Raw genomic sequence first — 20,519 nt, forward strand, 5'->3', positions numbered from 1 at the left:
TCACCCGGCCTTCGCCAGAAGCGGGCCGACCCAGCGGGCCAGGAAGGCATCCTCCGGCGCTGCCGCCAGCGCCGGCCTTGCCGCCAGCAGCAATTGCAGCAGGGCGGTGTGCAGCTCGGTGCAGGCGGACAAATCCACCCGCGGCGCTGCCGCCGTCTCCAGCCATTCGGCGAGCGGCAGCGCCTCTTCCGCCGTGCAGGCGGCCTCGAACCGGGCGAGGTTGGAGTCGAACCGGACCGGCATCACAGCAGCTCCCGCAGATCGAGCACCAGGATCAGGCGGCCGTCGCCCAGCACGGCGGTTCCGGCATAGCCGCGCAGGCCGCGCAACACGCCGGTCATCGGGCGCAGCACCACATCGGCGCGCTCGCCGACATCGTCGACCGCCACCGCGACCGGGCCGTCGCTCAATTCGGCAAGCACCACACAGTCGGTCTCGCGGGCGCGCACATCCTCCGGCTGGCCCAGCAGGCGGCGCAGGCGGACCAGCGGCACCACCCGGTCGCGCAGCACCACGCTTTCCGCCCGCTTGACCGCGCGGATGGCGGCGCGCGGCACCCGCTGGATGCCGCCGACCAGCGCGACGGGAATGCCGTAGAGGGCGCCCGCCGCCTCCACCACCACGACGCGGGTGATGCTGAGCGTCAGCGGCAGCGACAGCCGCACCCGCGTTCCGGTTCCGGGGGTGGAGGCGATCTCCACCCGGCCGCCGGCCCGTTCGACCGCCGCGCGCACCGCATCCATGCCGACGCCGCGGCCCGACAGGTCGGAAACGATGCCGGCGGTGCTGAAGCCGGGGGCGAAGACCAGCCGCACCGCGTCTACGTCGGACAGCGCCGCGGCGGCGTCGGGCGCCAACAGCCCCTTGGCGACGGCGGCGCGGCGCATCGCCGCCGGGTCGATGCCGGCGCCGTCGTCCGAAACCTCCACCACCACCCCGCTCTTGTCCTGGAAGGCGCGGACCCGCAACGTGCCGCCGGGCGGCTTGCCGGCGGCAATGCGGCGGTCCGGCGGCTCGATGCCGTGGTCCAGGGCGTTGCGCACCAGATGCAGCAGCGGCTCGCCCAGCACGTCGAGGATGTCCTTGTCGGCCTCGGTCTCGGCCCCTTCCAGCACCAAATCCACAGTCTTGTCCAGCCGGCGGGCGGTGTCGCGCACCAGACGGGGCAGCGGATCGAAGACGCGGGCCAGCGGCAGCAGCCGCAACCGCAGCGCCGCATGGTGCAGGTCACCGACCAGCGCGTCCAGCCGGGCGGAAAAGCCCTTCAGGTCGCGCCGCAACTCCGTCGCCAGTTCACCGCCTTCGGCACGGCGCAGCAGCGGCCCCAGCTGCCCCTTGACCACCGACAGCTCACCGACCAGGGCCATCAGCGCGTCCATCCGCTCCGGTTCGACCCGCAAGGCGCGTCGCGCGGCGAGAATGGCGGCGGGCGGCGCCTCGGGCACCGGGAGACGTGCCGGCCCTTCGGCGAGGAAGCGGTGCAGCGTGCCGGCATCGGCACAGGCGGCCTCGATCATGCGCCGGTCGGCCGGGCGCCCGAGCGACGCCAGGATCGCAGCCACCGCCCGCGCCACCGCGGCCCGGCGGGAGTCGCGCTCCACGGCGCTGCCGGGCAACTCCAGGATCCGCCCCTGCTCCTCCAGCATGCGCGCCGCCAGCGAGTCCGGCCGCGCCACGGCGATGGGAATCACGGCAGGCTTCAGCGTGACGGCGGCGATGTGCACCTGATCCGGCACGCTGCGGAAGGCCGGCCGCACCGCCTCCACATCGGCGCCGCTCAGTGCGTGGAAGCGCAGGACGCAGCGGTAGGGGTCCATCTCCGCCGGTGCCGGCAGCGGTTCGGCCGGCTCGATGCGCAGCAGCCGCAGGTCGGGCACCCGGCGGAACAGCGCCAGCGGGTCGTCGCCGGTGAAGAAGCACTCGGGATCGGGCCGGTAGCCGATGGCGGTCAGCCGGCCATCGCCCGCCGCCTGCCTCTCCTCCGCCGTCAGCGCCGCCAGCCAGGGGAAAGCCTCCCCCTCCCCACCGGCCGCGCCAGAGTCCTCCGCCGCCCCGTCCCCGGCAAGCCCGCGGACCAGCGCGTCGGCCGCGGCCGGCGCGTCGTCGGGCAGCGCGCCGGCAGTCTCCAGCGCCGCCACCCAGCGGGCGCACTGGTCGAGCACGCGGAACAGCCGGTCGGCCAATTCCGGCGTCATGCCGCGCCGGCCGTCGCGCAGCAGCGACAGCGTGTCCTCCCCGGCATGGACCAGCCGGGTGAAGGGCGCCATGTCGAACAGGGCGCTCGCTCCCTTCAGCGTGTGGAAGGCGCGGAACAGCTCGTCCACCGACGCGCGGTCGGCCGGGTCGCGCTCCAGCGCCAGCAGCGCGCCGCCCGCGGTCTCCAGCAGGTCCTGCGCCTCGACGATGAACTGGTCGAACAGCTCGCTCACGGCGCCCCCTCCGGTCCAGGCGGACGGCCGGTCAGCAGGCGTGCCGCCTCCACCAGCATTTCCGGCCGCGGCGGCTTCACGATGTACCAGTTGGCGCCGGCCAGCAGCGCCTGTTCGCGATCGCTGTCCTTGGATTCGGTGCTGATCATGACGGCGGGCACGTCGCGCAGGACCGGGTCGCGGCGCAGGACGCGCAGCATGGTGTAGCCGTCCATCTTGCGCATGTTGACGTCGACGATCACCAGATCGGGCGGCACGGCCATCGCCCGTTCCAGCCCCTCGATGCCGTTCACCGCCTCGTCCACCACGAAGCCGTCGGCCTCCAGCACGCGGCGGCTGAAGGCGCGCACGGTCACGGCATCGTCCACCACCAGGATGCGCGGCCCATCCGTCATAACGCACCTCCGTCCACTGGCTTCTGGTAGAGGATCGCGTCGGGGAAGCGGCGCGGGACGTACAGCGAGGACATGCGGCTCATGCTTTCGGAATGGCCGAGGCAGACGAAGCCGCCCGGCGCCAGGGCATCGTAGAACATGCTCGCCGCCTCCCGCCGGCCAAGATCGTCGAAATAGATCAGCAGGTTGCGGCAGAAGATCACGTCGATCCCGCGGAATCCACGCACCTGCTGCGGATCGGCGATGTTGACCAGCGAGAAATCGACGGACTCCCGCAAATCCTCGATGATCCGCCAGCGCGGCCCCCCTGCCTCGGCCGTCCCCCGCATGGGCTGGAAATACTTGGCGCGCAGATGGGCCGGCAGCCCCTGCAGGGCGCGCTCGTCATAGATGCCCGCGCGCGCCCGCTCCAGCACGGCGCTGTCGATGTCCGACGCCAGCAGCTCGATCTCGTAATCGTCAACGCGGCCCCAGTTCTCCAGCAGCATGATGGCGATGGAATAGGGCTCCTCCCCGGTGGCGCAGCCGGCCGACCAGATGCGCAGCCGCGAGCCCTTCGGCCTGTCCCGCACCAGCTCGTCGAGGACCGAGTTCACCAGACAGTCGAACTGGTACTTCTCGCGGAAGAAATAGGTCTCGTTCACCGTCATCAGGTTGACGAGCCGCTGCAGCTCCTCCCCCGACGCCTGGAAGCGCAGCAGGTTCAGGTAGGCGCGCAGGCCCGTCGCCCCGACCGCCTGCATGCGGGCGGCGATGCGGCGGTCGACGAAATAGCGCTTGGCCTCGGTGAAGGACAGGCCGGTGCGATCCCGCAGGAAATCGCACAGGGTCGCATAATCCTCCGGCGACAGGCCGTCCGCTTCGCTCTCCCCCACGCGCTCACCCACCCCGGAAGCTGGAGCGGGCGGCGTCGACGGCGAAGGCGACGAAGGGATCGTCGGGGAAGCGCCGGGCCAGGGTTTCCAGGCTGGACAGCGCCTCCGGACTGCCGGCCTCGGCCAGCGCCTCCACCGCGGCGAGGCCGACATTGACGTCGGCGTCGCGCTCCATCACCGCCGCCAGCCAGTCGGCCCGGCCGGAATGGGCAAGCCCGCCCAGCCCATGCACCGCGAAGATGCGCAGGTCCGGGTCGGCATGGCCGAGCAGCGGCAGCAGGGCCGGGGCGGCGACCTCCGCCGGCATCTGCTGCAGGCTTTCCAGCGCGGCGTTGCGCAGGGCGGCGTCCTCGCGGTCGAGGAAGGGGATCAGCGCCGCCGCCGCCTCGCCGGTCGCGATGCGGGCGAGCGCGGTCAGGATCGCCTCCCGCACGCCGGCATCCTTCTCCGTCTCCAGCCGGCGGGCGAGCGCCGCGACGGCCCCCGGAGGCGCTGCATGGCCCAGGCCATGGGCAGCATCGCGGCGCACCGAAGCGTCGGCATCCTCCAGCGCCGCCAGCGGATCGGCCAACGGATCTGCCAGCGGATCGGCTTTAGCGTCGGGCGCCGCAGGAGCGGTTGGCGCGGCGCCGGCCTTCTTCCTCACCAGTCCCATGGCGTCCTCCCTAATGCCCGCCGGCCCGCCGCTGGGCGGGCATCAGCCAGCGGACCAGCTGGCCGGCGATGCGGTCCGACGGCAGCACGATGCCGGCGCCGCCACGCCGGATCAAATCCTGCGGCATGCCGAAGACGACGGCGCTGTCCTCCGACTCCGCGATGGTCCGTCCACCGCGGGCGTGCAGCTCCGCCATCGACTCGGCGCCGTCATTGCCCATTCCGGTCAGCAGCACCCCGACCAACCGGTCCGGCGGCAGCAGCCGCAGGGCGCTGGCCACCAGCCGGTCGGCATTGGGGTGCCAGGGCCGTTCGGGCGCCGCGGGCACGCAGACCGCCTGCAGCCGCCCGCCGCGCCGCGCCAGCTCCACATCCGCGCCGCCGCGGGCGATGCAGACCATCCCCGGCGCCAGCACCGTCGCCCGCTCCACCTCCAGCACGCGCAGGGCGCACAGCTCGTTCAGCCGCCGCGCCAGCGTCGCGGTGAAGGCGGCCGGCATATGCTGGGCCACCACCACCGGCCAGGGGAAGTCGGCCGGCAGCAGCGGCAGGATGTCCTCAAGCGTGCTGGGTCCGCCGGTGGACACGCCGACCAGAACCACCCCGTCCCCCTCCGCGCCCGCAGCGACCCTTGCCGCGGGCGGAGCCGGCAGCGGCGCCTCGGGCACGACGAAATCCTCCCCGGCGATGCGGGCGCGGGCCAGCCGCAGCCGCTCGCGCAGGCCATGCACCCGGCGCGGGCGCGACGACGCGGCGGCGCGCACCGTCTCCACCAGCCCTTCGCCGATGCGGCCGATGGCCCCGGCGGCCGGCTTCTGCACCGCGTCTACCGCTCCCAGCCGCAGCGCCTCCAGCGTCTCCTCCGCGCCGGCGCCGGTGAGGGCGGAGACCATGACCACCGGCTTGGGATGCTCCACCATGATGCGGGCGAGGCAGGTCAGCCCGTCCATGCCGGGCATGGTCACGTCGAGCGTCACCACGTCCGGATCGACGACCGGCAGGCGTGCCAGGGCCTCCTCCCCCGTCGCAGCGGTCTCCACCCGGAAACCGGCCTCGCCCAGCAGATCCGCGATGCGCCGGCGCATCAACGCGGAGTCGTCCACCACCAGAACCGTCAGCACGCCGTTCCCCATCGAGTCATCACCGATGGGTAACGAGCAGGCCGGCCAGCCGGTCCATGTCGAGCAGGCTTTCCGCATCCATCAGCAGAATCAGGCGCGCGGCGCCAGCCGTCTCCAGGGTGGCGACCCGGCGGATCAGCCGGCGCTGCGCCGCCGACACCGCCGGAGCCGGACCGATCCGCTCCGCCGGGATCGTCACCAGCCCGGACAGCCCGTCGACCAGCAGCCCGACCCGCGCGGCATCCGCCCCGTCATGGCCGACCACCACCACCCGGCCACGCGCGAGTCCGGGAGCGGCCCCGCCGCCCGCCGCCGGCAGATGCAGCAGCCGGCGCTGGTCGATCAGCGGCAGCACCTCGCCGCGCAGCGTCAGCACGCCGCTGACGAAGTCGGGGGCATTGGGCAGGGGCGTGATGCTGTCGGGCCGGCGCAGCACCTCGCGCACGGCGGCGACCGGCAGGCCGTATTCCGCCCCGGCGAGGCTGAAGACGACGAAACGCTCCGCCCTGCCCGCCATGCCGCCCGCATCCGCAGGCCGTGCCGGTTCCATGCCGTCGCTCCCCCCATCGACACCCGTCCCGGCACCGATCGCCGCGCCATGGCGGAACAGCCGCCCGGCCGACAGCACGGAGACCAGCCGCCGCCCGCCATCCGCCCGTGCGATGCCGTCCAAATCCTCGAATTCCGCTTCGCGGGCGAGAAAGGGCGGCACCGGGTCGATCTGCGCGGCGTCGAGCCGCAGGATCTCCCGCACCTCGTCCACCAGGACGCCGACCGGGGCCTGCCCCTGGCCGGGCCGCACCACCACAACCCGCCGTCCGAGCGCTTGTCCCCCGGCCGCCTGCTCCCCGGCCCCCTGCTCTCCAGCGCCGTCCAGCCCGAACAGCGCGCGCAGGCCCACCAGCGGCAGCAGCCGGTCGCGCACCGACATCACCCCCAGCAGATGCGCCCTGGACCGCGCCATGCGGGCGACCTCGCGCGGGGCCGGCAGCACTTCGCGCACGCGCTCCACCGGCAAGGCGAATTCCTGCCCGGCGACCTCGAAGACCAGCAGCGCCAGCCGGTCGATCACGCCCGCGGCCTTGGCGCCGGCACTCAGGTCATTGCCTGGGCCTGCGACTTGCCCGAGGCTGCCGACCGACCCGCCCGCGCCCGCCGTCCGGTCGCTCTCGCCCGGATCGCCGAACTGCCGGTCGATCAGCACGTCCGGCTTCAGGATGGTGGCCGGGCCGTCGCGCAGCAGGCCGTCCAGCATGGCGGGGTCGAGCCCGCCATCCTCGGCGGTCACCGGGTCGATGCGGTCGGGGTCGCTGCGCAGGATGCCGGCCATGGCGTCCACCCGCAGGCCGACCGGCTGGCCGCGATGCTCGACCAGCACCACGCGGGTCTCGCGCGTGGCGGGCGCCCCGCCCTCCCGGCCGAGCGCCGTTGCGAGGTCCAGCACCGGCACCGCATCGCCATGCCAATGCGCCAGCCCTTCCAGACCCGGCGGGCCCAGCGGGATGCGCACCAGCTCCGGCGGACGGATCACCGCCTGCACGGACGACATCGGCAGGGCGAGGCGCAGGTCGCCGACCGTCATGGTCACGAAGGCGAGGCTGCCCACCCCGCCGCCGTCGGTTGCCCCTCCGGACGCCCCCTTGCTCGCCACGGCGGTCAAACCGCGCCGAGCAGGCTGTCGGCCATCGCCGCGATCTCTTCGATTGCCGACGCCAGCTCCTCCGCCCCCTTGGCCTGTTCGCGGGCCGCCTTGGCCGCCTCGGTCGCGGAAAGATTGGCGGCGGCGGCGGCGGTTGCCACCTGTTCCACGCCGGTGCGGGTCTCGCGCAGCGCGATGGTGGTCTCCGCGGCGGCGTCCAGGATTTCGCGGCTGCCGGCGGTGACCACCCGCAACTCCTGCGCGCCGGCGGTCAGGGTGACGCCGAAAGCACGGTGGCGCGCGGTTTCCGCCAGCGCGGTGGCCGAGACGTCGTCGATGTCGCGGCGCACCCGCAGCATCTGGTCCTGGATGTCGCGGACGATGTCCTTGACCCGCTCCGCGCTCTCGGCGCTGTCGCCGGCCAGCTTGCGGATGTCGCCGCTGACCACGGTGAAGCCGCGGCCGAACTCGCCCGCCCGCGCCGCCTCGATGGAACCGCTGACCGCCAGCATGCCGGTCTGGATGGCGACGGTGGCGATGGCGTCCACCACCTTGTCGATGCGCCGGCCGATCCGCTCCAGCGCGTCCAGCCGCTCGCCGGCCCGGCGGGACGAGTCGATGGCCTCCAGCATGCCGTCGGCCAGCCGGCCGATGGTGTCGCGGGTCTCGCCCAGCAGGGCTTCCATCGAGGCGCAGCGCTCGACCGAATCCTGCGCCCGGTTGGCGGCGAGCGTCGCCGCCGCGTCGATCTCCGCGATGGCGGAGGCAAGCTGGTGGGTGGCGGCGCTCTGCGACTGGGCGCCGCCGGAGATCTGGCCGATCGCCGTCATGATCTGGGCGGCGGCGCGGTTGATCTCCTCGATGGCGGCGGACAGCTCCTCCGCGGCCGAGGCAAGCTCGTCGGCGGTGGCGGCGAGATCGGCGGTGCCCTCCAGATCCTCGGCCAGTTCCGACAGCTGGCCGGCGGCGCGCTGGCTCTGGTTCAGGGCGACGGCCTGCTCGCCTGCGGTCTTCAGCGCCTCCTCGGCGGCGGCGGACTGCTCCTCGGCGCTGGCGGCGATGGTTTCCGCCCCGCGCCGGGCTTCGCGCGCCGCCTGGTCGGCTTCCACCGCGGCGCGGATCGTCTCCTGCGCGCCCTGCACCAGCGCGGTCATGTCCGACCGCACGCCTTCCAGCTGCTGCACGATGGTACGCCCGCGCTCCACCTCCGCCTTCGCGGCGTCGGAGGAGGCGACGATGCCGGCGGCGATGGCGGCCACCGCCTCCTGGATTTCGCCGACCATCGCCTGGATGTCGTTGGCGCTGCGTTCGGACCGTTCGGCCAGCGCCTGCACCTCGTCGGCGACGACGGCGAAGCCCTTTCCGGCCTCCCCCGCCCGCGCCGCCTCGATGGCGGCGTTCAGCGCCAGCAGGTTGGTCTGGTCGGCGATGGCGGCGACGCTCTGCACGATGGCGCCGATCTCGCGCGCCTGGGCTTCCAGGTCGCGCACCAGCCGGACCGAAGCCTCCTGCCGCTCGGCGGCGCGGACGATGCCGTCGATGGAGGACAGGATCTGGCCGCTGACGTCCTTCAGCGTTCCCTGCAGCGCCTCGACCCGCAGCACCGCCTGCTCGGCGGTGGCGCGCGAGCGGGCCAGCAGGTCCGACGCGCGGCCGATCATGCGCTGCGACTGCTGGGTGGCGCCGGCCGATTCCTCGGCCCCGGCGGCGATCTGTTCCATCGCCCGGCGCAGCTCCTCGGCGGCGGAGGCCGCCTCGGTGACGCCGCTCGCCAGCTCGGTGGAGGCGGCGGCGATCCCGCTGGCGGCCTGCCGGCGGCGCGAGTCGGCACGCGCCCGGCGGCGTTGCGGCGTGTTCGGCACGGCACCGTCCGGCGACGGAGCGGTTTTCATGGTCGGGACGGCAGGCGCGGACGCTTCGGCGGCGGCTCCGGCCGCACCGCCATCCGGACCGGCATCGGTACCGCCGTCCTTGGTCCGGGCCGTGCGCGCCGTGTCCATCCTGGTCTTCTTGATGAGTGCCATGGTCCTTCCCCGCCTTTCCAGCCGATTCTTCTTGATGCTCTCAAGTCACCAGCCGCCCGATGTAGCGGCCGAGCGTGGCCTGCAGCTTGCCCGCCGAGCCCGAATCGAGCAGCAGAACCACCCGGCCCGCGACCCCGACACCGGCCGCGGCCCCGCCCCCGCCCACGCCCCCATGGCCGCCCGGCAGGCTGGTGTGCAGATCGATGTGGAAGAGCACCGCAGCCCCCCCGGACGCGGTTCCTCCGGCATCCGCCACCACGGCGCAGCCGCGCAGGACCTCCGCCCCGCTGCCGCGGACCACCACGGGCAGGCCGGTGTCCACCGGCTCGCCCAGCAGGTTGGCGACCAGCGCCAGCGCGCTGTTCAGCACGACATTGCCCAGCTCCGCCAGGACCTCGTCCTCAAGCGCGGGAACGTCGTCCGCCGGAACGTCCGGGGGCAGGGCCGCGCGCACCAGCGGCAGGCTGCCGGCCTGGGGAAACACCAGCAGGGCGTAGCCGGCGAACAGGCCGCCCAGCCTTTCCGACACGCCCACCAGCGGCGGCGCCAGCGCCCGGTCCAGCAGCCCGGCCACCTCGTCCGGCGGCACCATTTCCACCGACGGCACCGACAGAGTCACCAGACCGCCCAGCATGCGGCCGAGCGCGGTCGATGCCTTGCCGATCCCGATGTTGCCCAGTTCGGCCAGCGCGTCGCGCTCCAGCTCGCTCAACATCGGGGTGGCGGTCACTCCGGCGCGGCCTGGGCGGCGCGGCGCGGCGGCAGGGCGGCGGAATTCAGGAAGCGGGCGACCTGCTCCTCCTCCAGCGGCTTGGGCATGAAGGCGGCGCCGACCGCCCGGATGCCGGACACCACCGCGTCCTGCGCATTTGCGGTGATGATGGCGATATGGACGTCCGGGTGGCTCTGGCGCAGCTTGGCCGCGGTATCCACGCCATTGTCGCCGGGCATGTTGTAATCGATGATCGCAACATCCACAGGCGTATCCTGAAGCCTCTTGAAGAGTTCATCTCCGTTCGCCGCCTCGACGACCGACCAGTCCGGCTTGTTGCGCAAGACCATTGCCCGCACATGCATGCGCGAGAGCTTGCTGTCATCGACTATGATTGCAGTCTTACTCAAGATATAAGCCTTTTGGATAGAGCTCGACCGGCAGAGCCGAATTGTGCGCAAGTATACAGAATGGTTGTCGTCACGCCAGTCCCCTTGATCGCGGTGGGGAAATGGCGTCGGGATTTTGCGGGCGCGGCGGCTGGCCGACTCATGCTATCGAGACGGACCGCCTCCTTTCGATCCGGCCCCCCTTCCATGCCGCCATCCTCCGCCGCCGCCAAACTGGCCGCCCTCCTACGCGAGGCGCTGGCCCACCACCGCGCCGGCGACCTGGATGGGGCCGAGCGTGCCTACCGCGCGATGCTGGCGGCCGACCGGGGCAATCCCGATGCGCTGCACCTGCTGGGCGTGCTGCACCACCAGCGCAGGGAAGATGCCGAAGCGGTCGAACTGATCGGCCGGGCCATCGCGCGGCGGCCCCGGATGGCGGAGCAGCACGCCAATCTCGGCCTCGCCCTCCATGCGCAGGGCCGGCTGGGCGAGGCGGAGGCGGAGTACCGCCGGGCGCTCGCCCTGCGCGAGGCCTATCCGCAGGCGCACAACAGCCTGGGCAGCGCGCTGCAGGAGCAGGACCGGCTGGCAGAGGCCGCCGCCCATTACCGCCGCGCGCTCGACCTCGACGCCGGCTATGCCGAGGCCTGGGCCAATCTCGGCACGCTGCTGCGGGCGCGCGACGAGTATGGCGAGGCGGAAACGGCGCTGCGCCACGCCCTGCGGCTCGATCCCGGCCATGCCACCGCCCTGACCAATCTCGGCGTCGTGCTGAAGGAGACCGGCCGAACCGGAGAGGCCGAGGCCGCGCATCTGGAGGCGCTGCGCCTCACCCCCGGCGATGCCGAGATCATGGTGAATCTCGCCCTGCTGCGCGAGGCCCAGGGCCGCGGCGGAGAGGCGGAGGCGCTGTACGGCCAAGCGCTCGCCCTGTCTCCCGGCTTCGCGCTGGCGCGCTGGAACCTCGCCCTGCGGATGCTTGGGCAAGGACGGCTGGCGGAGGGGTGGGACGAGTATGAGGCGCGCTTCGCCTCCCGCCGCGTCTCGGCCGGGCGCAGCTTCACGCTGCCGCCCTGGAACGGTGCCATGGACGGTGGCGCGGGCGGGCGGCTGCTGGTCTGGCGCGAACAGGGGCTGGGCGACGAGCTGATGTTCGGCACCGCCCTGCCCGACCTCGCCGCCGGGATCGGGCCGGAAAACCTGGTGGTGGAGGTCGATGCCCGGCTGACCGGGCTGGTCGGCCGCGCCCTGCCCGGTGTGACCGTGCGGGCGCAGACCGCCGATCCCACCGATGCCGACGCCCATCTGGCGATGGGGTCGCTGCCGCGGCTGCTGCGGCCGACGCTGTCCGCCTTTCCCGACCGGCTGTCCTGGCTGGCGCCCGACCCGGCCCGACTGGCGGACTGGCGGGACCGGTTGGCGGCGCTGGGGCCGGGCCTGCGCGTCGGCATCTGCTGGGGCAGCCAGAACATGTTGGGGGAGCGCAAGGGGTCCTACACGACGCTCGCCGACTGGGCGCCGCTGCTGACCCTGCCCGGCCTGATCCCGGTCACCCTGCAATATGACGGGCGCGAGGCGGAGATCGCCTCGACCGAAGCGCGTCTGGGCCTGCGCATCCACCGCTGGCCGGACACCGACCTGAAGAACGACCTGGAGGGGGTGGCGGCGCTGATCGCCGGGCTCGACCTCGTGGTGACGGTGGCGAGCTCGGTGGGCGAGATGGCGGGCGCCCTCGGCGTGCCGGTCTGGCGTTTCGGCCCGGCCGGCGACTGGACGGCGCTGGGCAGCGCGGTGCGGCCCTGGTTCCCCTCGATGCGGCTGTGGCGCCCGCGGCCCGGCGAAAGGCTGGCGGATGTGCTGGCGCATATGGCGGCGGAGTTGCGCCGACTGCTGCCCGCCCTGCCCATCGCCGACTGGCTGGCACAGGCGCAAGACCTGCACGAGTCCGGCCGCTGGCCGGAGGCGGAGAAGGCCTATCGGCGTATCCTCGACCAGGGCGGCGAGGTGCCGGCGGCGCTGGAAGGCTATGGCCTGCTCGGCCATCAGGCCGGCCGACCCGACATCGCCGTCACCCTGCTGACCCGCGCCATCGCAGTGGAGCCGACCGCCGGCCGCCACAAGCGCCGCGCCCTCGCCCACCAGGAGATGGGGGCGATGGCCGAGGCCGAGGCCGACTGGCAGGCCGCCGCCGCGCTCGCCCCCGACGATGTGGAGGCGCTCGGCAATCTCGGCGCCCTGCGCCTGACCCGCGGCGCCGGCAGGGACGCGGCGGAGGCGACCGACGCGGCGCGGCGCCTCGCCCCCTTCCATGCCGGGCTGTGGGCCAATGCCGGGCTGGCCCGGCAGGCGATGGACGGCGACGGCGTGCCATTCTTCCGGCGGGCGCTCGCCCTCGATCCCGCATTGGCGGAGGCCTGGACCGCCCTGTCGGCCGACGCCCTGCGCGACGCCGCGCAAGCCGTCGAGGCGGAGCGTGCGGCGGGGCGGGCCTTGCGCCTGCGGCCCGGCGACCCGTCGGCGACCGGCAATCTCGGGCTGGCGGCGCTGGCGCTCGACCGCCCGGCCGAGGCGGTGGCGCATCTGCGTCTGGCGCTCCAGGGCCGTCCGGGCGATCCCGGCACGCTCGGCAACCTCGCTTTGGCGCTGGAACGGGCGGGCGACGGCGGCGCGGCGGGGCTGGCGTGGTGGCGGGCGATCCTGCTGGCGCCCGGCACCGGGGCCGGCTGGGCCGGGCTGGCCGACCTGCGCCAGCGCCAGAGCCGGTTGGATGCCGCGCTGAAGGGCTGGGGCCGGGCGCTGGCGCTGGAGCCGCGACGGGCGGAGTGGCGCTACAATCTGGGCAACGCCCTGCACGCCGCCGGACATCCCGCGGATGCCGACGCGGCCTATCGGCAGGCGGTGGAGGACGACCCGAGCCTGACGCTCGCCGCCTTCAACCGCGGCTATGCGGCGCTGGCGCGGGGGGAACTCGATGCCGGCTGGACCGGGCTGGAGGCCCGCTTCGCTGCCGGACAGGCCTTGCCCGACCGCCGCTTCCGCATTCCCGCCTGGGACGGCAGCAATCCGGCGGGAAAGACGGTGCTGGTCTGGCGCGAGCAGGGGGTGGGCGACGAGCTGATGTTCAGCGCCTGCTACGCCGACCTGATCGCGCGCGCCGGCAAGGTGATCGTGGAATGCGAGCCGCGGCTGGTGGATCTCTTCGCGCGCTCCTTCCCGCAGGCGCTGGTGCGCGCGGCGACGGCGGATCCCGTGGACGCGGATTTCCACGTCCCGGCGGGGTCGCTGCCCTTGCGGCTGGGCTGGGGGTTGGGCGGCTTTCCGGCGCGGGACGGTTGGCTGCGCGCGGACGAGGCGGCGGTGGGGCGGTGGCGGGGGTGGTTGGGGGAGTTTGGCGGTGGCGACGGCCCTCTCCCTAACCCTCCCCCGCCTTCGGCGGGAGAGGGGACTGCCGCCGCTTCGCGATCAGGTCCCGCAGAAAATACCCCGGAAAGCATCCTGCCCCCTCTCCCGCGAAGCGGGGGAGGGATGGGGAGGGGGCAACCGCTACAAGGGTTTAACCCAGCCCTCACCGTCGGCCTCTGCTGGCGCAGCGGCCTGCGCAACGCCTTGCGCGATGCCAACTACGCGCCGCTGATCGACTGGGCGCCGATCCTCACCCTGCCCGGCCTGCGCCTGATCAACCTTCAATATGACGACTGCGATGCCGAACTCGCCGACGCCGAAAATCGCTTCGGCATCGCCATCCACCGCCCGCCGCTCGACCTGAAAAACGACCTGGACGGGGCGGCCGCCCTGACCGCGGCTCTGGACCTCGTGATCTCCGCCGGAACGTCGGTGGCGGAGATGGCGGGCGCGCTGGGAGTGCCGGTCTGGCGGATCGGGCCGGCGGGGGACTGGACGGCGCTGGGCACCGCTTGCCGGCCCTGGTATCCGTCCATGCGTCTGTTCGGGCCGCGACCGGGCGAGACGCTCGGCGACGCGCTGGGCGCCGCCGGGCGTGCCCTCAGCAGTCTCAGAACGCGGGAACCACGGCGTTCTTGAACTTGGTGAGGATGAACTCCTTCACCTCGGGGCTGTTGTAGGACTTCACCAGCTTGGCGACCCAGGGCTTGTCCTTGTCGGCCTTGCGGACGGCGATGACGTTGGCATAGGGGCTGTCGGCCGACTCGCGGGCAATGGCGTCCTTGACCGGGTCGATGCCGGCCTCCAGCGCGAAGTTGGTGTTGATCGCGGCGGCGGTCACGTCGTCGAGCGAGCGCGGCAGCTGGGCGGCGTCCAGTTCGACGATCTCCAGCTTCTTCGGGTTCTCGACGATGTCGATGGGCGAGGCCTTGAGGTTGCCGCCGTCCTTCAGCTTGATCAGCCCCTTGGCCTGCAGCAGCAGAAGGACGCGGCCGCCGTTGGTCGGGTCGTTGGGGATGGCGAACTTGGCACCGGTCGGCAGTTCCTCCAGGCTCTTCACCTTCTTGGAATAGATGCCGATGGGATAGACCACCGTCTTGCCGACGCTGACCAGATCGAAGCCGCGGTCCTTCACCTGATTGTCCAGATAGGGCTGGTGCTGGAAGCTGTTGGCGTCCAGATCGCCGCCGGCCAGCGCCTGGTTCGGGATGACGTAGTCGGTGAATTCCAGGATCTGGATGTCCAGCCCGTCCTTGGCGGCGATGGGCTTCACCGCTTCCAGGATCTGGGCATGCGGACCGGCGGTGACGCCGACCTTGATGGTCTCGGCAGAAGCACCGAAGGCGATGGCCATGGTGGCGGCGCCGGCCAACAGGGAAGCCAGCGAACGGAAGCGCAGCATCTCGAACACTCCTCGGGGTTTTAGAGTCGGGATTTCTTGGGTCAGGATTTCAGATTGCGTTTGTTGACGCGGCGGGCAATCAGGTCGCCCGTCGACTGGACGATCTGCACCAGCACGATCAGCACGATGACCACCGCCAGCATCACCTCCGGCAGGAAGCGCTGATAGCCGTAGCGGATGCCGAGGTCGCCCAGGCCACCGCCGCCGACCGCACCGACCATGGCGGAATAGCCGATCAGGCTGACCGCCGACAGGGTCAGGCCGGCGACGATGCCCGGCAGGGCTTCCGGCAGCAGGACCTTGGTTATGATCTGGAAGGGCGTGGCGCCCATCGCCTGCGCCGCCTCGACCAGTCCGCGGTCGACCTCGCGCACCGCATTCTCCACCACGCGGGCGATGAAGGGGGCGGCGGCGACGGTCAGCGGCACGATGGCGGCGTTGGTGCCGATGGAGGTGCCGGCGATCAGCCGGGTGAAGGGGATGATCGCCACCACCAGGATGATGAAGGGGGTGGAGCGGGTCATGTTGACCACCGCCCCCATCACCTTGTTGAAGGCGAAATTCTGCAGCAGCTCGCCCCGCCCGGTGACGGCCAGCATCACGCCGATGGGAAGCCCGATCAGCGTCCCGATGGCGCCCGACACCGCCACCATGTGCAGCGTGTCGATCAGCCCCTTGATCAGCAGGTCAATGATTTGCGGGGAGAGCATGGCCCAACACCTCGACGCCCAGATTGTTCTCTTTCACCAGTGCGATGGCGGCATCGACCTTGGCCGCGTCGCCCAGCGCCTCCACCACCAGCGTGCCGAAGGGCGCGCCCTGGATCTCGTCGATCTGGCCGTGCCAGATGTTCAGGTCCAGGTTCAGCCGGCGGCTGATGGCGCTGATGACCGGGGTGGTCGCCTTCTCGCCGGTGAAGGTGATGCGCAGCACCGGATTGCTCCCCAAGCCGGGCTGGGGCGCCAGCCGGTCGCGCAGGCTGTCGGGAATCCCGCGGTTGATGACGGGATCGACGAAGCTGCGGGTGGTGGGGTGCTTCGGATGGGCGAAGATGTCGAACACCGGCCCCTGTTCGATCACCCGGCCGCCCTCCATCACCGCCACCTTGTGGCAGATCTCCTTGATGACGGCGATCTCGTGGGTGATCAGCACGATGGTCAGGCCGAGCCGCCGGTTGATGTCGCCCAGCAGATGCAGGATCTGCGTCGTCGTCTCCGGGTCGAGCGCGGAGGTCGCCTCGTCCGACAAAAGCACCTTCGGCTTGCTGGCCAGCGCGCGGGCGATGCCGACGCGCTGCTTCTGCCCGCCCGACAGTTCCGCCGGATAGCGGTCGCGCTTGTCGGCCAGCCCGACGAGGTCGAGCAGCGGCTCCACCGTCCGGCCGATCTCCGCCCTGGCCATGCCGGCCAGCTCCAGCGGCAGCGCCACATTGTCGAAGACGGTGCGCGAGGACAGCAGGTTGAAGTGCTGGAAGATCATGCCGATGGAATGACGGGCCCGGCGCAGCTCCGCCGCCGACAGGGTGGTCATCTCCACCCCGTCCACCGTGACGCTGCCCGACGTCGGGCTTTCCAGCAGGTTGACGGTGCGCAGCAGGGTCGATTTGCCGGCACCCGACCGGCCGATGATGCCGAAGATCTCGCCGCGGTCGACCGTGATGTCGACATCGGCGAGCGCCTGCACCGAAGCGCCGCCGCCGCGGGCCGGGTAGGTCTTGTGAATGTTTGTTAGCGTTATCATCGTTCTTCGAAGTCTGGCTGGCGGAGTTGCCCGGCCCCGCCCCGCTCAGTGGAAGAGCAGGAACAGGACCGGGTCCGGCGCATCGTGGTCATGGTCGAAATCGCGGAGCCTCAAAGTGCCGCAGTTCGGTCTCGCAATACAGCGGTATGGTTCCGCCGCACCGGTCTGGCTTCCATGCGGTCCGCGCAGGCTGAACTCAGCGCCTGCGGTCAGGCAGCCGGTTCAGATGCTGGTGAGCGGCGCGCTGCGCCTGTCCGACATTGCGGAAGACACGGCGGTCGAGATCGCGGAAGGCCCAATCGGACACAAAGAAGGTGAAGCCGCCGCGCTCGGCGACGACGATGCCGGCGGACCGGCCCTGTACTTCGATGGCATAGGCGTTGGCGTGGGACATGGCGACGGACTCCCCCTGGCGCGGCGTGCCCTCGACGGCTGCGGGGCGGCGCGGCGCAATTGCGTTCAGGACTGGCGGATGTGCGGAATGGGCGCTGTGTCCAGGGGCCGCGGGATCAGCGGCAACACAGGCCCGGGCGCATCATGCAGGCCGGGAAGGCGGTCCGACGCAGGGATGGGGGAGCGGAAACTCGCGAGGTCATTCCGGTCTCTCCTTCTTGAAGAGGTCCACGACCGGTATCGTGGCGCTTTAGCGTTTGGTGACGCGGCGCAAGCTGCAGAAGTCAAATTGCCGCGGGATGCCCCGGCGGGGCGTCCGATGCCGATATCTCTATCCTATCGGTCTGATTTAAACAAGGCCTATATCGCGACTTGTGTGGTTTTTTATATATAACGTGACGATTTTGTTGTTTTGGGTGGACCGCGCGCGGACGCGCATAGCTTCCTAATGCGCGATTGACTCGATATGATTACAACCTTGATCGTTTTCTCCATCGCCCATCACCGGCGATTGATTTCATTGGAGGCGATAATGACGGTTCAGGGTTTCAACGGCGTCGTCGATGTCTCCCATCACAACAGCGTAAGCAGCTTCTCCACCGTCAAGAGCGACGGTATCGTCGCCGTCATTCACAAGGCGACGGAAGGGTCCACCTACCAGGATCCGCAATATCCCAGCCGTCGGACCGCCGCGAAATCGGCTGGTCTGTTATGGGGATCCTATCACTTCGCCACGGCGTCGGATGTGCAGTCCCAGCTTGACAATTACCTTGGCTATGCCGATCCATCCGCCAATGACCTGATCTGCATCGATTACGAATCAAGCAGCTCCGGCACCATGTCGCTCGCCCAGCTCGAAGACTTCGTCACCCGGATTCACCAGAAGCTCGGACGATATCCTGTCGTTTACGGCGGCAGTCTTCTGCGTGAAAATCTGCAGGGCGTAACATCGACGGTTCTTTCGTCCTGCCCGTTGTGGTTCGCGCGCTACTCCAGCCAGCCGAGCGCCCTTCCCTCCGCCTGGTCGAACTGGACCCTGTGGCAATACACCGACGGCCAGAGCGGACCGGAGCCCCACACGGTGAACGGCATCGGAAACTGCGACCGCGACACCTTCAACGGCACCGCCGCCGAACTGCAGGCGCAGTGGCCCCTCACCTCCCCGACATCGTAACCGGATCGCTCAAGCCGTCGCCGCCCGTCCCCCGGACCACCACGACGCCATGGCTGGATGCCATGGACAGGTGACGGGCGCGCGGAATGTGCTATCTATCGCCTCGATGGTTCATCCGGGGCCCCCATTCCGCCCCGGCGAGCGAAGCGAGGAGAGTGTTTTGTCCGCCGATCCCAGTCTCCAAGGGGTGACGGCCGCCACGGTGGCCGCACCGGTCGACGACCAGCTGGTGCTGGCCCTGCCCAAGGGCCGCATCCTGAAGGAGCTGCGCCCGCTGCTGTCCCATGCCGGCATCCATCCGGAGCCGGCCTTCGACGACGACAAGAGCCGGCTTCTGCGCTTCGCCACCAATGTGCCGAATCTCAGCATCATCCGTGTCCGCTCCTTCGATGTGGCGACCTTCGTCGCCTTCGGCGCCGCCCATCTGGGCGTGGCGGGCAACGACGTGCTGATGGAATTCGACTATCCGGAGATCTACGCGCCGCTCGACCTCGGCATCGGCGCCTGCCGCCTGTCGGTCGCCGAGCCGGTGGAGATGATGGAGGGCGACGATCCGTCGCGCTGGAGCCATGTCCGCGTCGCCACCAAATACCCGGAGGTGACGAAGCGCCACTTCGCCGCCCGCGGCGTCCAGGCCGAATGCGTCAAGCTGAACGGCGCGATGGAGCTGGCGCCGACGCTGGGCCTGTGCCGCCGCATCGTCGATCTGGTCTCCACCGGCTCGACGCTGAAGGCCAACGGGCTGGTGGAGGTGGAGCATATCGCCGACGTCACCTCGCGCCTGATCGTCAACCGCGCCGCCTTCAAGACGCGGACGGCCGAGATTTCTCAGTGGATCGACAAGTTCCGGGAGGCGGTGAATGCCCGTCAGGCTTGATATTCGCAACGCGGACTTCGCCGCCGGGTTCGAGGCGCTGCTGCATGCCAAGCGCGAGGCCAGCGAGGATGTCCAGACGCTGGTCGCCGGCGTGATCGAGCAGGTGCGCACGCGCGGCGACGCGGCGCTCATCGACTACACCGCCCGCTGGGACCGTCAGACCCTGACCGCCGACACCCTGCGCATCGGCCAGGACGAGATCGACGCCGCCACGGCCAAATGCTCGGCCGAAACGCTGGAGGCGCTGGACCTCGCCGCCGCGCGGATCGAGGAGTTCCACCGCCGCCAGATTCCGGAGGTCACCGACTACCGCGACGCCGCCGGAGTGCGGCTGGGTGCGCGCTGGACACCGGTCGGCGCCGTCGGCCTTTATGTGCCGGGCGGCACCGCGTCCTATCCGTCCTCGGTGCTGATGAACGCCCTGCCCGCCAAGGTGGCCGGCGTTGAGCGTGTCGTCATGGTGGTGCCGACACCGGACGGGGCGATCAACCCGCTGGTTCTGGCCGCCGCCAAGCGCTGCGGCATCGACGAGATCTATCGCATCGGTGGGGCGCAGGCGGTTGCGGCTCTGGCCCACGGCACGGCGACGATCCGGCCGGTCGACAAGATCGTCGGTCCCGGCAATGCCTTCGTCGCCGCGGCCAAGCGGCAAGTCTACGGGCTGGTCGGCATCGACAGCATCGCCGGCCCGTCGGAAATCCTGGTGGTGGCCGATGGCCGGAACGATCCGGCCTGGATCGCCATGGACCTGCTGTCGCAGGCCGAACACGACACCTCGGCCCAGTCGATCCTGATCACCGACGACGCCGCCTTCGCCGATGCGGTGGCGGCGGCGGTCGACAAGCATCTGGAGACGCTGCCGCGCACGGCGATCGCCGGCGAAAGCTGGCGCGAGCATGGCGCCATCGTGCTGGTCGGCGACCTGACGGCCGACGCGCCGGCCCTGGTAGACCGGCTGGCGCCGGAGCATCTGGAACTGGCGGTGGAGGATCCGGACGCGCTGGCGGCGAGGATCCGCAATGCCGGCGCCATCTTCCTCGGCCGCTACACGCCGGAGGCCATCGGCGACTATGTGGCCGGGCCGAACCATGTGCTGCCAACGGCGCGCAGCGCCCGCTTCTCCTCCGGCCTCAACGTGCTGGACTTCATGAAGCGGACGACCTTCGTCGCCTGCGACGCCGACAGCCTCAGGGCCATCGGCCCGGCGGCGGTGACGCTGGCGATGGCCGAGGGGCTGGAGGCGCATGCGCGCTCGGTCGCCCAGCGGCTGCCGGGTTACAAAGACTAAAG

18 protein-coding genes are annotated in these 20,519 nt (G+C 71.3%); 4 read left to right on the forward strand and 14 right to left on the reverse strand.

Annotated elements, in window-relative coordinates; all coding sequences use genetic code 11:
• From AZOLI_RS26520 to AZOLI_RS26565, 10 genes are read right to left on the reverse strand one after another with little or no spacing between them, the layout of a single operon-like run.
• Entirely contained in the window at window positions 1-243 is a 243-nt protein-coding gene (locus AZOLI_RS26520) for a hypothetical protein (RefSeq protein ID WP_014189737.1), read from the reverse strand.
• Window positions 243-2,429 (reverse strand): chemotaxis protein CheA, encoded by a 2,187-nt coding sequence (locus AZOLI_RS26525; RefSeq protein WP_014189738.1) that lies wholly within the window; start codon window positions 2,427-2,429, stop codon window positions 243-245. Before AZOLI_RS26525 ends, AZOLI_RS26520 begins: the two co-directional genes overlap by 1 nt.
• Window positions 2,426-2,824 (reverse strand): response regulator, encoded by a 399-nt coding sequence (locus AZOLI_RS26530; RefSeq protein WP_014189739.1) that lies wholly within the window; start codon window positions 2,822-2,824, stop codon window positions 2,426-2,428. The genes AZOLI_RS26525 and AZOLI_RS26530 overlap by 4 nt, the downstream gene beginning before the upstream one ends.
• Window positions 2,821-3,699 (reverse strand): CheR family methyltransferase, encoded by an 879-nt coding sequence (locus tag AZOLI_RS26535; RefSeq protein WP_162488440.1) that lies wholly within the window; start codon window positions 3,697-3,699, stop codon window positions 2,821-2,823. The genes AZOLI_RS26530 and AZOLI_RS26535 overlap by 4 nt, the downstream gene beginning before the upstream one ends.
• Window positions 3,700-3,703: 4 nt before the next feature.
• Window positions 3,704-4,354 (reverse strand): HEAT repeat domain-containing protein, encoded by a 651-nt coding sequence (locus tag AZOLI_RS26540; RefSeq protein WP_014189741.1) that lies wholly within the window; start codon window positions 4,352-4,354, stop codon window positions 3,704-3,706.
• Between the two features lie 10 nt (window positions 4,355-4,364).
• Window positions 4,365-5,474: a chemotaxis-specific protein-glutamate methyltransferase CheB gene (cheB, locus tag AZOLI_RS26545; RefSeq protein WP_162488471.1), complete on the reverse strand. Its 1,110-nt coding sequence runs from the start codon at window positions 5,472-5,474 to the stop codon at window positions 4,365-4,367.
• Between the two features lie 19 nt (window positions 5,475-5,493).
• Window positions 5,494-7,125 carry a chemotaxis protein CheW gene (locus AZOLI_RS26550; RefSeq protein ID WP_244442655.1) on the reverse strand — a complete coding sequence of 544 codons (1,632 nt, stop codon included), beginning with the start codon at window positions 7,123-7,125 and terminating at the stop codon, window positions 5,494-5,496.
• Window positions 7,126-7,130: 5 nt separating this feature from the next.
• Complete coding sequence (locus tag AZOLI_RS26555; RefSeq protein WP_014189744.1) at window positions 7,131-9,137, reverse strand: methyl-accepting chemotaxis protein; 2,007 nt, start codon at window positions 9,135-9,137, stop codon at window positions 7,131-7,133.
• Between the two features lie 40 nt (window positions 9,138-9,177).
• Entirely contained in the window at window positions 9,178-9,867 is a 690-nt protein-coding gene (locus tag AZOLI_RS26560; RefSeq protein WP_014189745.1) for a chemotaxis protein CheC, read from the reverse strand.
• Window positions 9,864-10,310 carry a response regulator transcription factor gene (locus AZOLI_RS26565; protein ID WP_343206332.1) on the reverse strand — a complete coding sequence of 149 codons (447 nt, stop codon included), beginning with the start codon at window positions 10,308-10,310 and terminating at the stop codon, window positions 9,864-9,866. The genes AZOLI_RS26560 and AZOLI_RS26565 overlap by 4 nt, the downstream gene beginning before the upstream one ends.
• 135 nt (window positions 10,311-10,445) lie before the next feature.
• Here AZOLI_RS26565 and AZOLI_RS26570 point away from each other — a divergent pair, with 135 nt between their 5' ends.
• The gene (locus AZOLI_RS26570) at window positions 10,446-14,282 is read left to right on the forward strand and encodes a tetratricopeptide repeat protein (protein WP_014189747.1); all 3,837 of its coding nucleotides are present in this window, start codon (window positions 10,446-10,448) and stop codon (window positions 14,280-14,282) included.
• Here AZOLI_RS26570 and AZOLI_RS26575 read toward each other — a convergent pair.
• The 4 genes from AZOLI_RS26575 to AZOLI_RS26590 form a co-directional block, all read right to left on the reverse strand.
• On the reverse strand, window positions 14,254-15,045 hold the full coding sequence (locus AZOLI_RS26575) for a MetQ/NlpA family ABC transporter substrate-binding protein (protein ID WP_014189748.1): 792 nt from the start codon (window positions 15,043-15,045) through the stop codon (window positions 14,254-14,256). The two genes, AZOLI_RS26570 and AZOLI_RS26575, sit on opposite strands and share 29 nt — an antisense overlap.
• A 41-nt stretch (window positions 15,046-15,086) precedes the next feature.
• Window positions 15,087-15,755: a methionine ABC transporter permease gene (locus AZOLI_RS26580; protein WP_014189749.1), complete on the reverse strand. Its 669-nt coding sequence runs from the start codon at window positions 15,753-15,755 to the stop codon at window positions 15,087-15,089.
• The gene (locus tag AZOLI_RS26585) at window positions 15,733-16,785 is read right to left on the reverse strand and encodes a methionine ABC transporter ATP-binding protein (RefSeq protein WP_044553233.1); all 1,053 of its coding nucleotides are present in this window, start codon (window positions 16,783-16,785) and stop codon (window positions 15,733-15,735) included. The genes AZOLI_RS26580 and AZOLI_RS26585 overlap by 23 nt, the downstream gene beginning before the upstream one ends.
• 196 nt (window positions 16,786-16,981) lie before the next feature.
• Complete coding sequence (locus AZOLI_RS26590; protein WP_014189751.1) at window positions 16,982-17,179, reverse strand: hypothetical protein; 198 nt, start codon at window positions 17,177-17,179, stop codon at window positions 16,982-16,984.
• 477 nt (window positions 17,180-17,656) lie between these two features.
• Between AZOLI_RS26590 and AZOLI_RS26595 the strand changes: the two genes are divergently transcribed.
• The 3 genes from AZOLI_RS26595 to hisD all read left to right on the forward strand — a co-directional run bounded on the left by AZOLI_RS26595 (window position 17,657) and on the right by hisD (window position 20,517).
• Window positions 17,657-18,352, forward strand: a complete 696-nt coding sequence (locus AZOLI_RS26595; RefSeq protein ID WP_244442656.1) for a glycoside hydrolase family 25 protein — start codon at window positions 17,657-17,659, stop codon at window positions 18,350-18,352.
• Window positions 18,353-18,458: 106 nt separating this feature from the next.
• A complete protein-coding gene (gene hisG / locus AZOLI_RS26600; RefSeq protein ID WP_014189753.1) occupies window positions 18,459-19,229 on the forward strand; it encodes an ATP phosphoribosyltransferase in 771 nt (256 codons plus the stop codon).
• Window positions 19,213-20,517 carry a histidinol dehydrogenase gene (hisD, locus tag AZOLI_RS26605; protein ID WP_014189754.1) on the forward strand — a complete coding sequence of 435 codons (1,305 nt, stop codon included), beginning with the start codon at window positions 19,213-19,215 and terminating at the stop codon, window positions 20,515-20,517. Before hisG ends, hisD begins: the two co-directional genes overlap by 17 nt.
• Window positions 20,518-20,519: the final 2 nt, after the last annotated feature.

This window comes from Azospirillum lipoferum 4B (genome assembly GCF_000283655.1).
GTDB lineage: Bacteria > Pseudomonadota > Alphaproteobacteria > Azospirillales > Azospirillaceae > Azospirillum > Azospirillum lipoferum_C.

Bases quoted from the DNA above. Each gene is read 5' to 3' on its own strand.
- AZOLI_RS26585 (WP_044553233.1), bottom strand. From the start codon at position 16,785: ATGATAACGCTAACAAACATTCACAAGACCTACCCGGCCCGCGGCGGC.
- AZOLI_RS26570 (WP_014189747.1), top strand. From the start codon at position 10,446: ATGCCGCCATCCTCCGCCGCCGCCAAACTGGCCGCCCTCCTACGCGAG.
- AZOLI_RS26590 (WP_014189751.1), bottom strand. From the start codon at position 17,179: ATGTCCCACGCCAACGCCTATGCCATCGAAGTACAGGGCCGGTCCGCC.
- AZOLI_RS26580 (WP_014189749.1), bottom strand. From the start codon at position 15,755: ATGCTCTCCCCGCAAATCATTGACCTGCTGATCAAGGGGCTGATCGAC.
- hisG (WP_014189753.1), top strand. From the start codon at position 18,459: ATGGTTCATCCGGGGCCCCCATTCCGCCCCGGCGAGCGAAGCGAGGAG.
- AZOLI_RS26575 (WP_014189748.1), bottom strand. From the start codon at position 15,045: ATGCTGCGCTTCCGTTCGCTGGCTTCCCTGTTGGCCGGCGCCGCCACC.
- AZOLI_RS26520 (WP_014189737.1), bottom strand. From the start codon at position 243: ATGCCGGTCCGGTTCGACTCCAACCTCGCCCGGTTCGAGGCCGCCTGC.
- AZOLI_RS26530 (WP_014189739.1), bottom strand. From the start codon at position 2,824: ATGACGGATGGGCCGCGCATCCTGGTGGTGGACGATGCCGTGACCGTG.
- AZOLI_RS26555 (WP_014189744.1), bottom strand. From the start codon at position 9,137: ATGGCACTCATCAAGAAGACCAGGATGGACACGGCGCGCACGGCCCGG.
- hisD (WP_014189754.1), top strand. From the start codon at position 19,213: ATGCCCGTCAGGCTTGATATTCGCAACGCGGACTTCGCCGCCGGGTTC.
- AZOLI_RS26540 (WP_014189741.1), bottom strand. From the start codon at position 4,354: ATGGGACTGGTGAGGAAGAAGGCCGGCGCCGCGCCAACCGCTCCTGCG.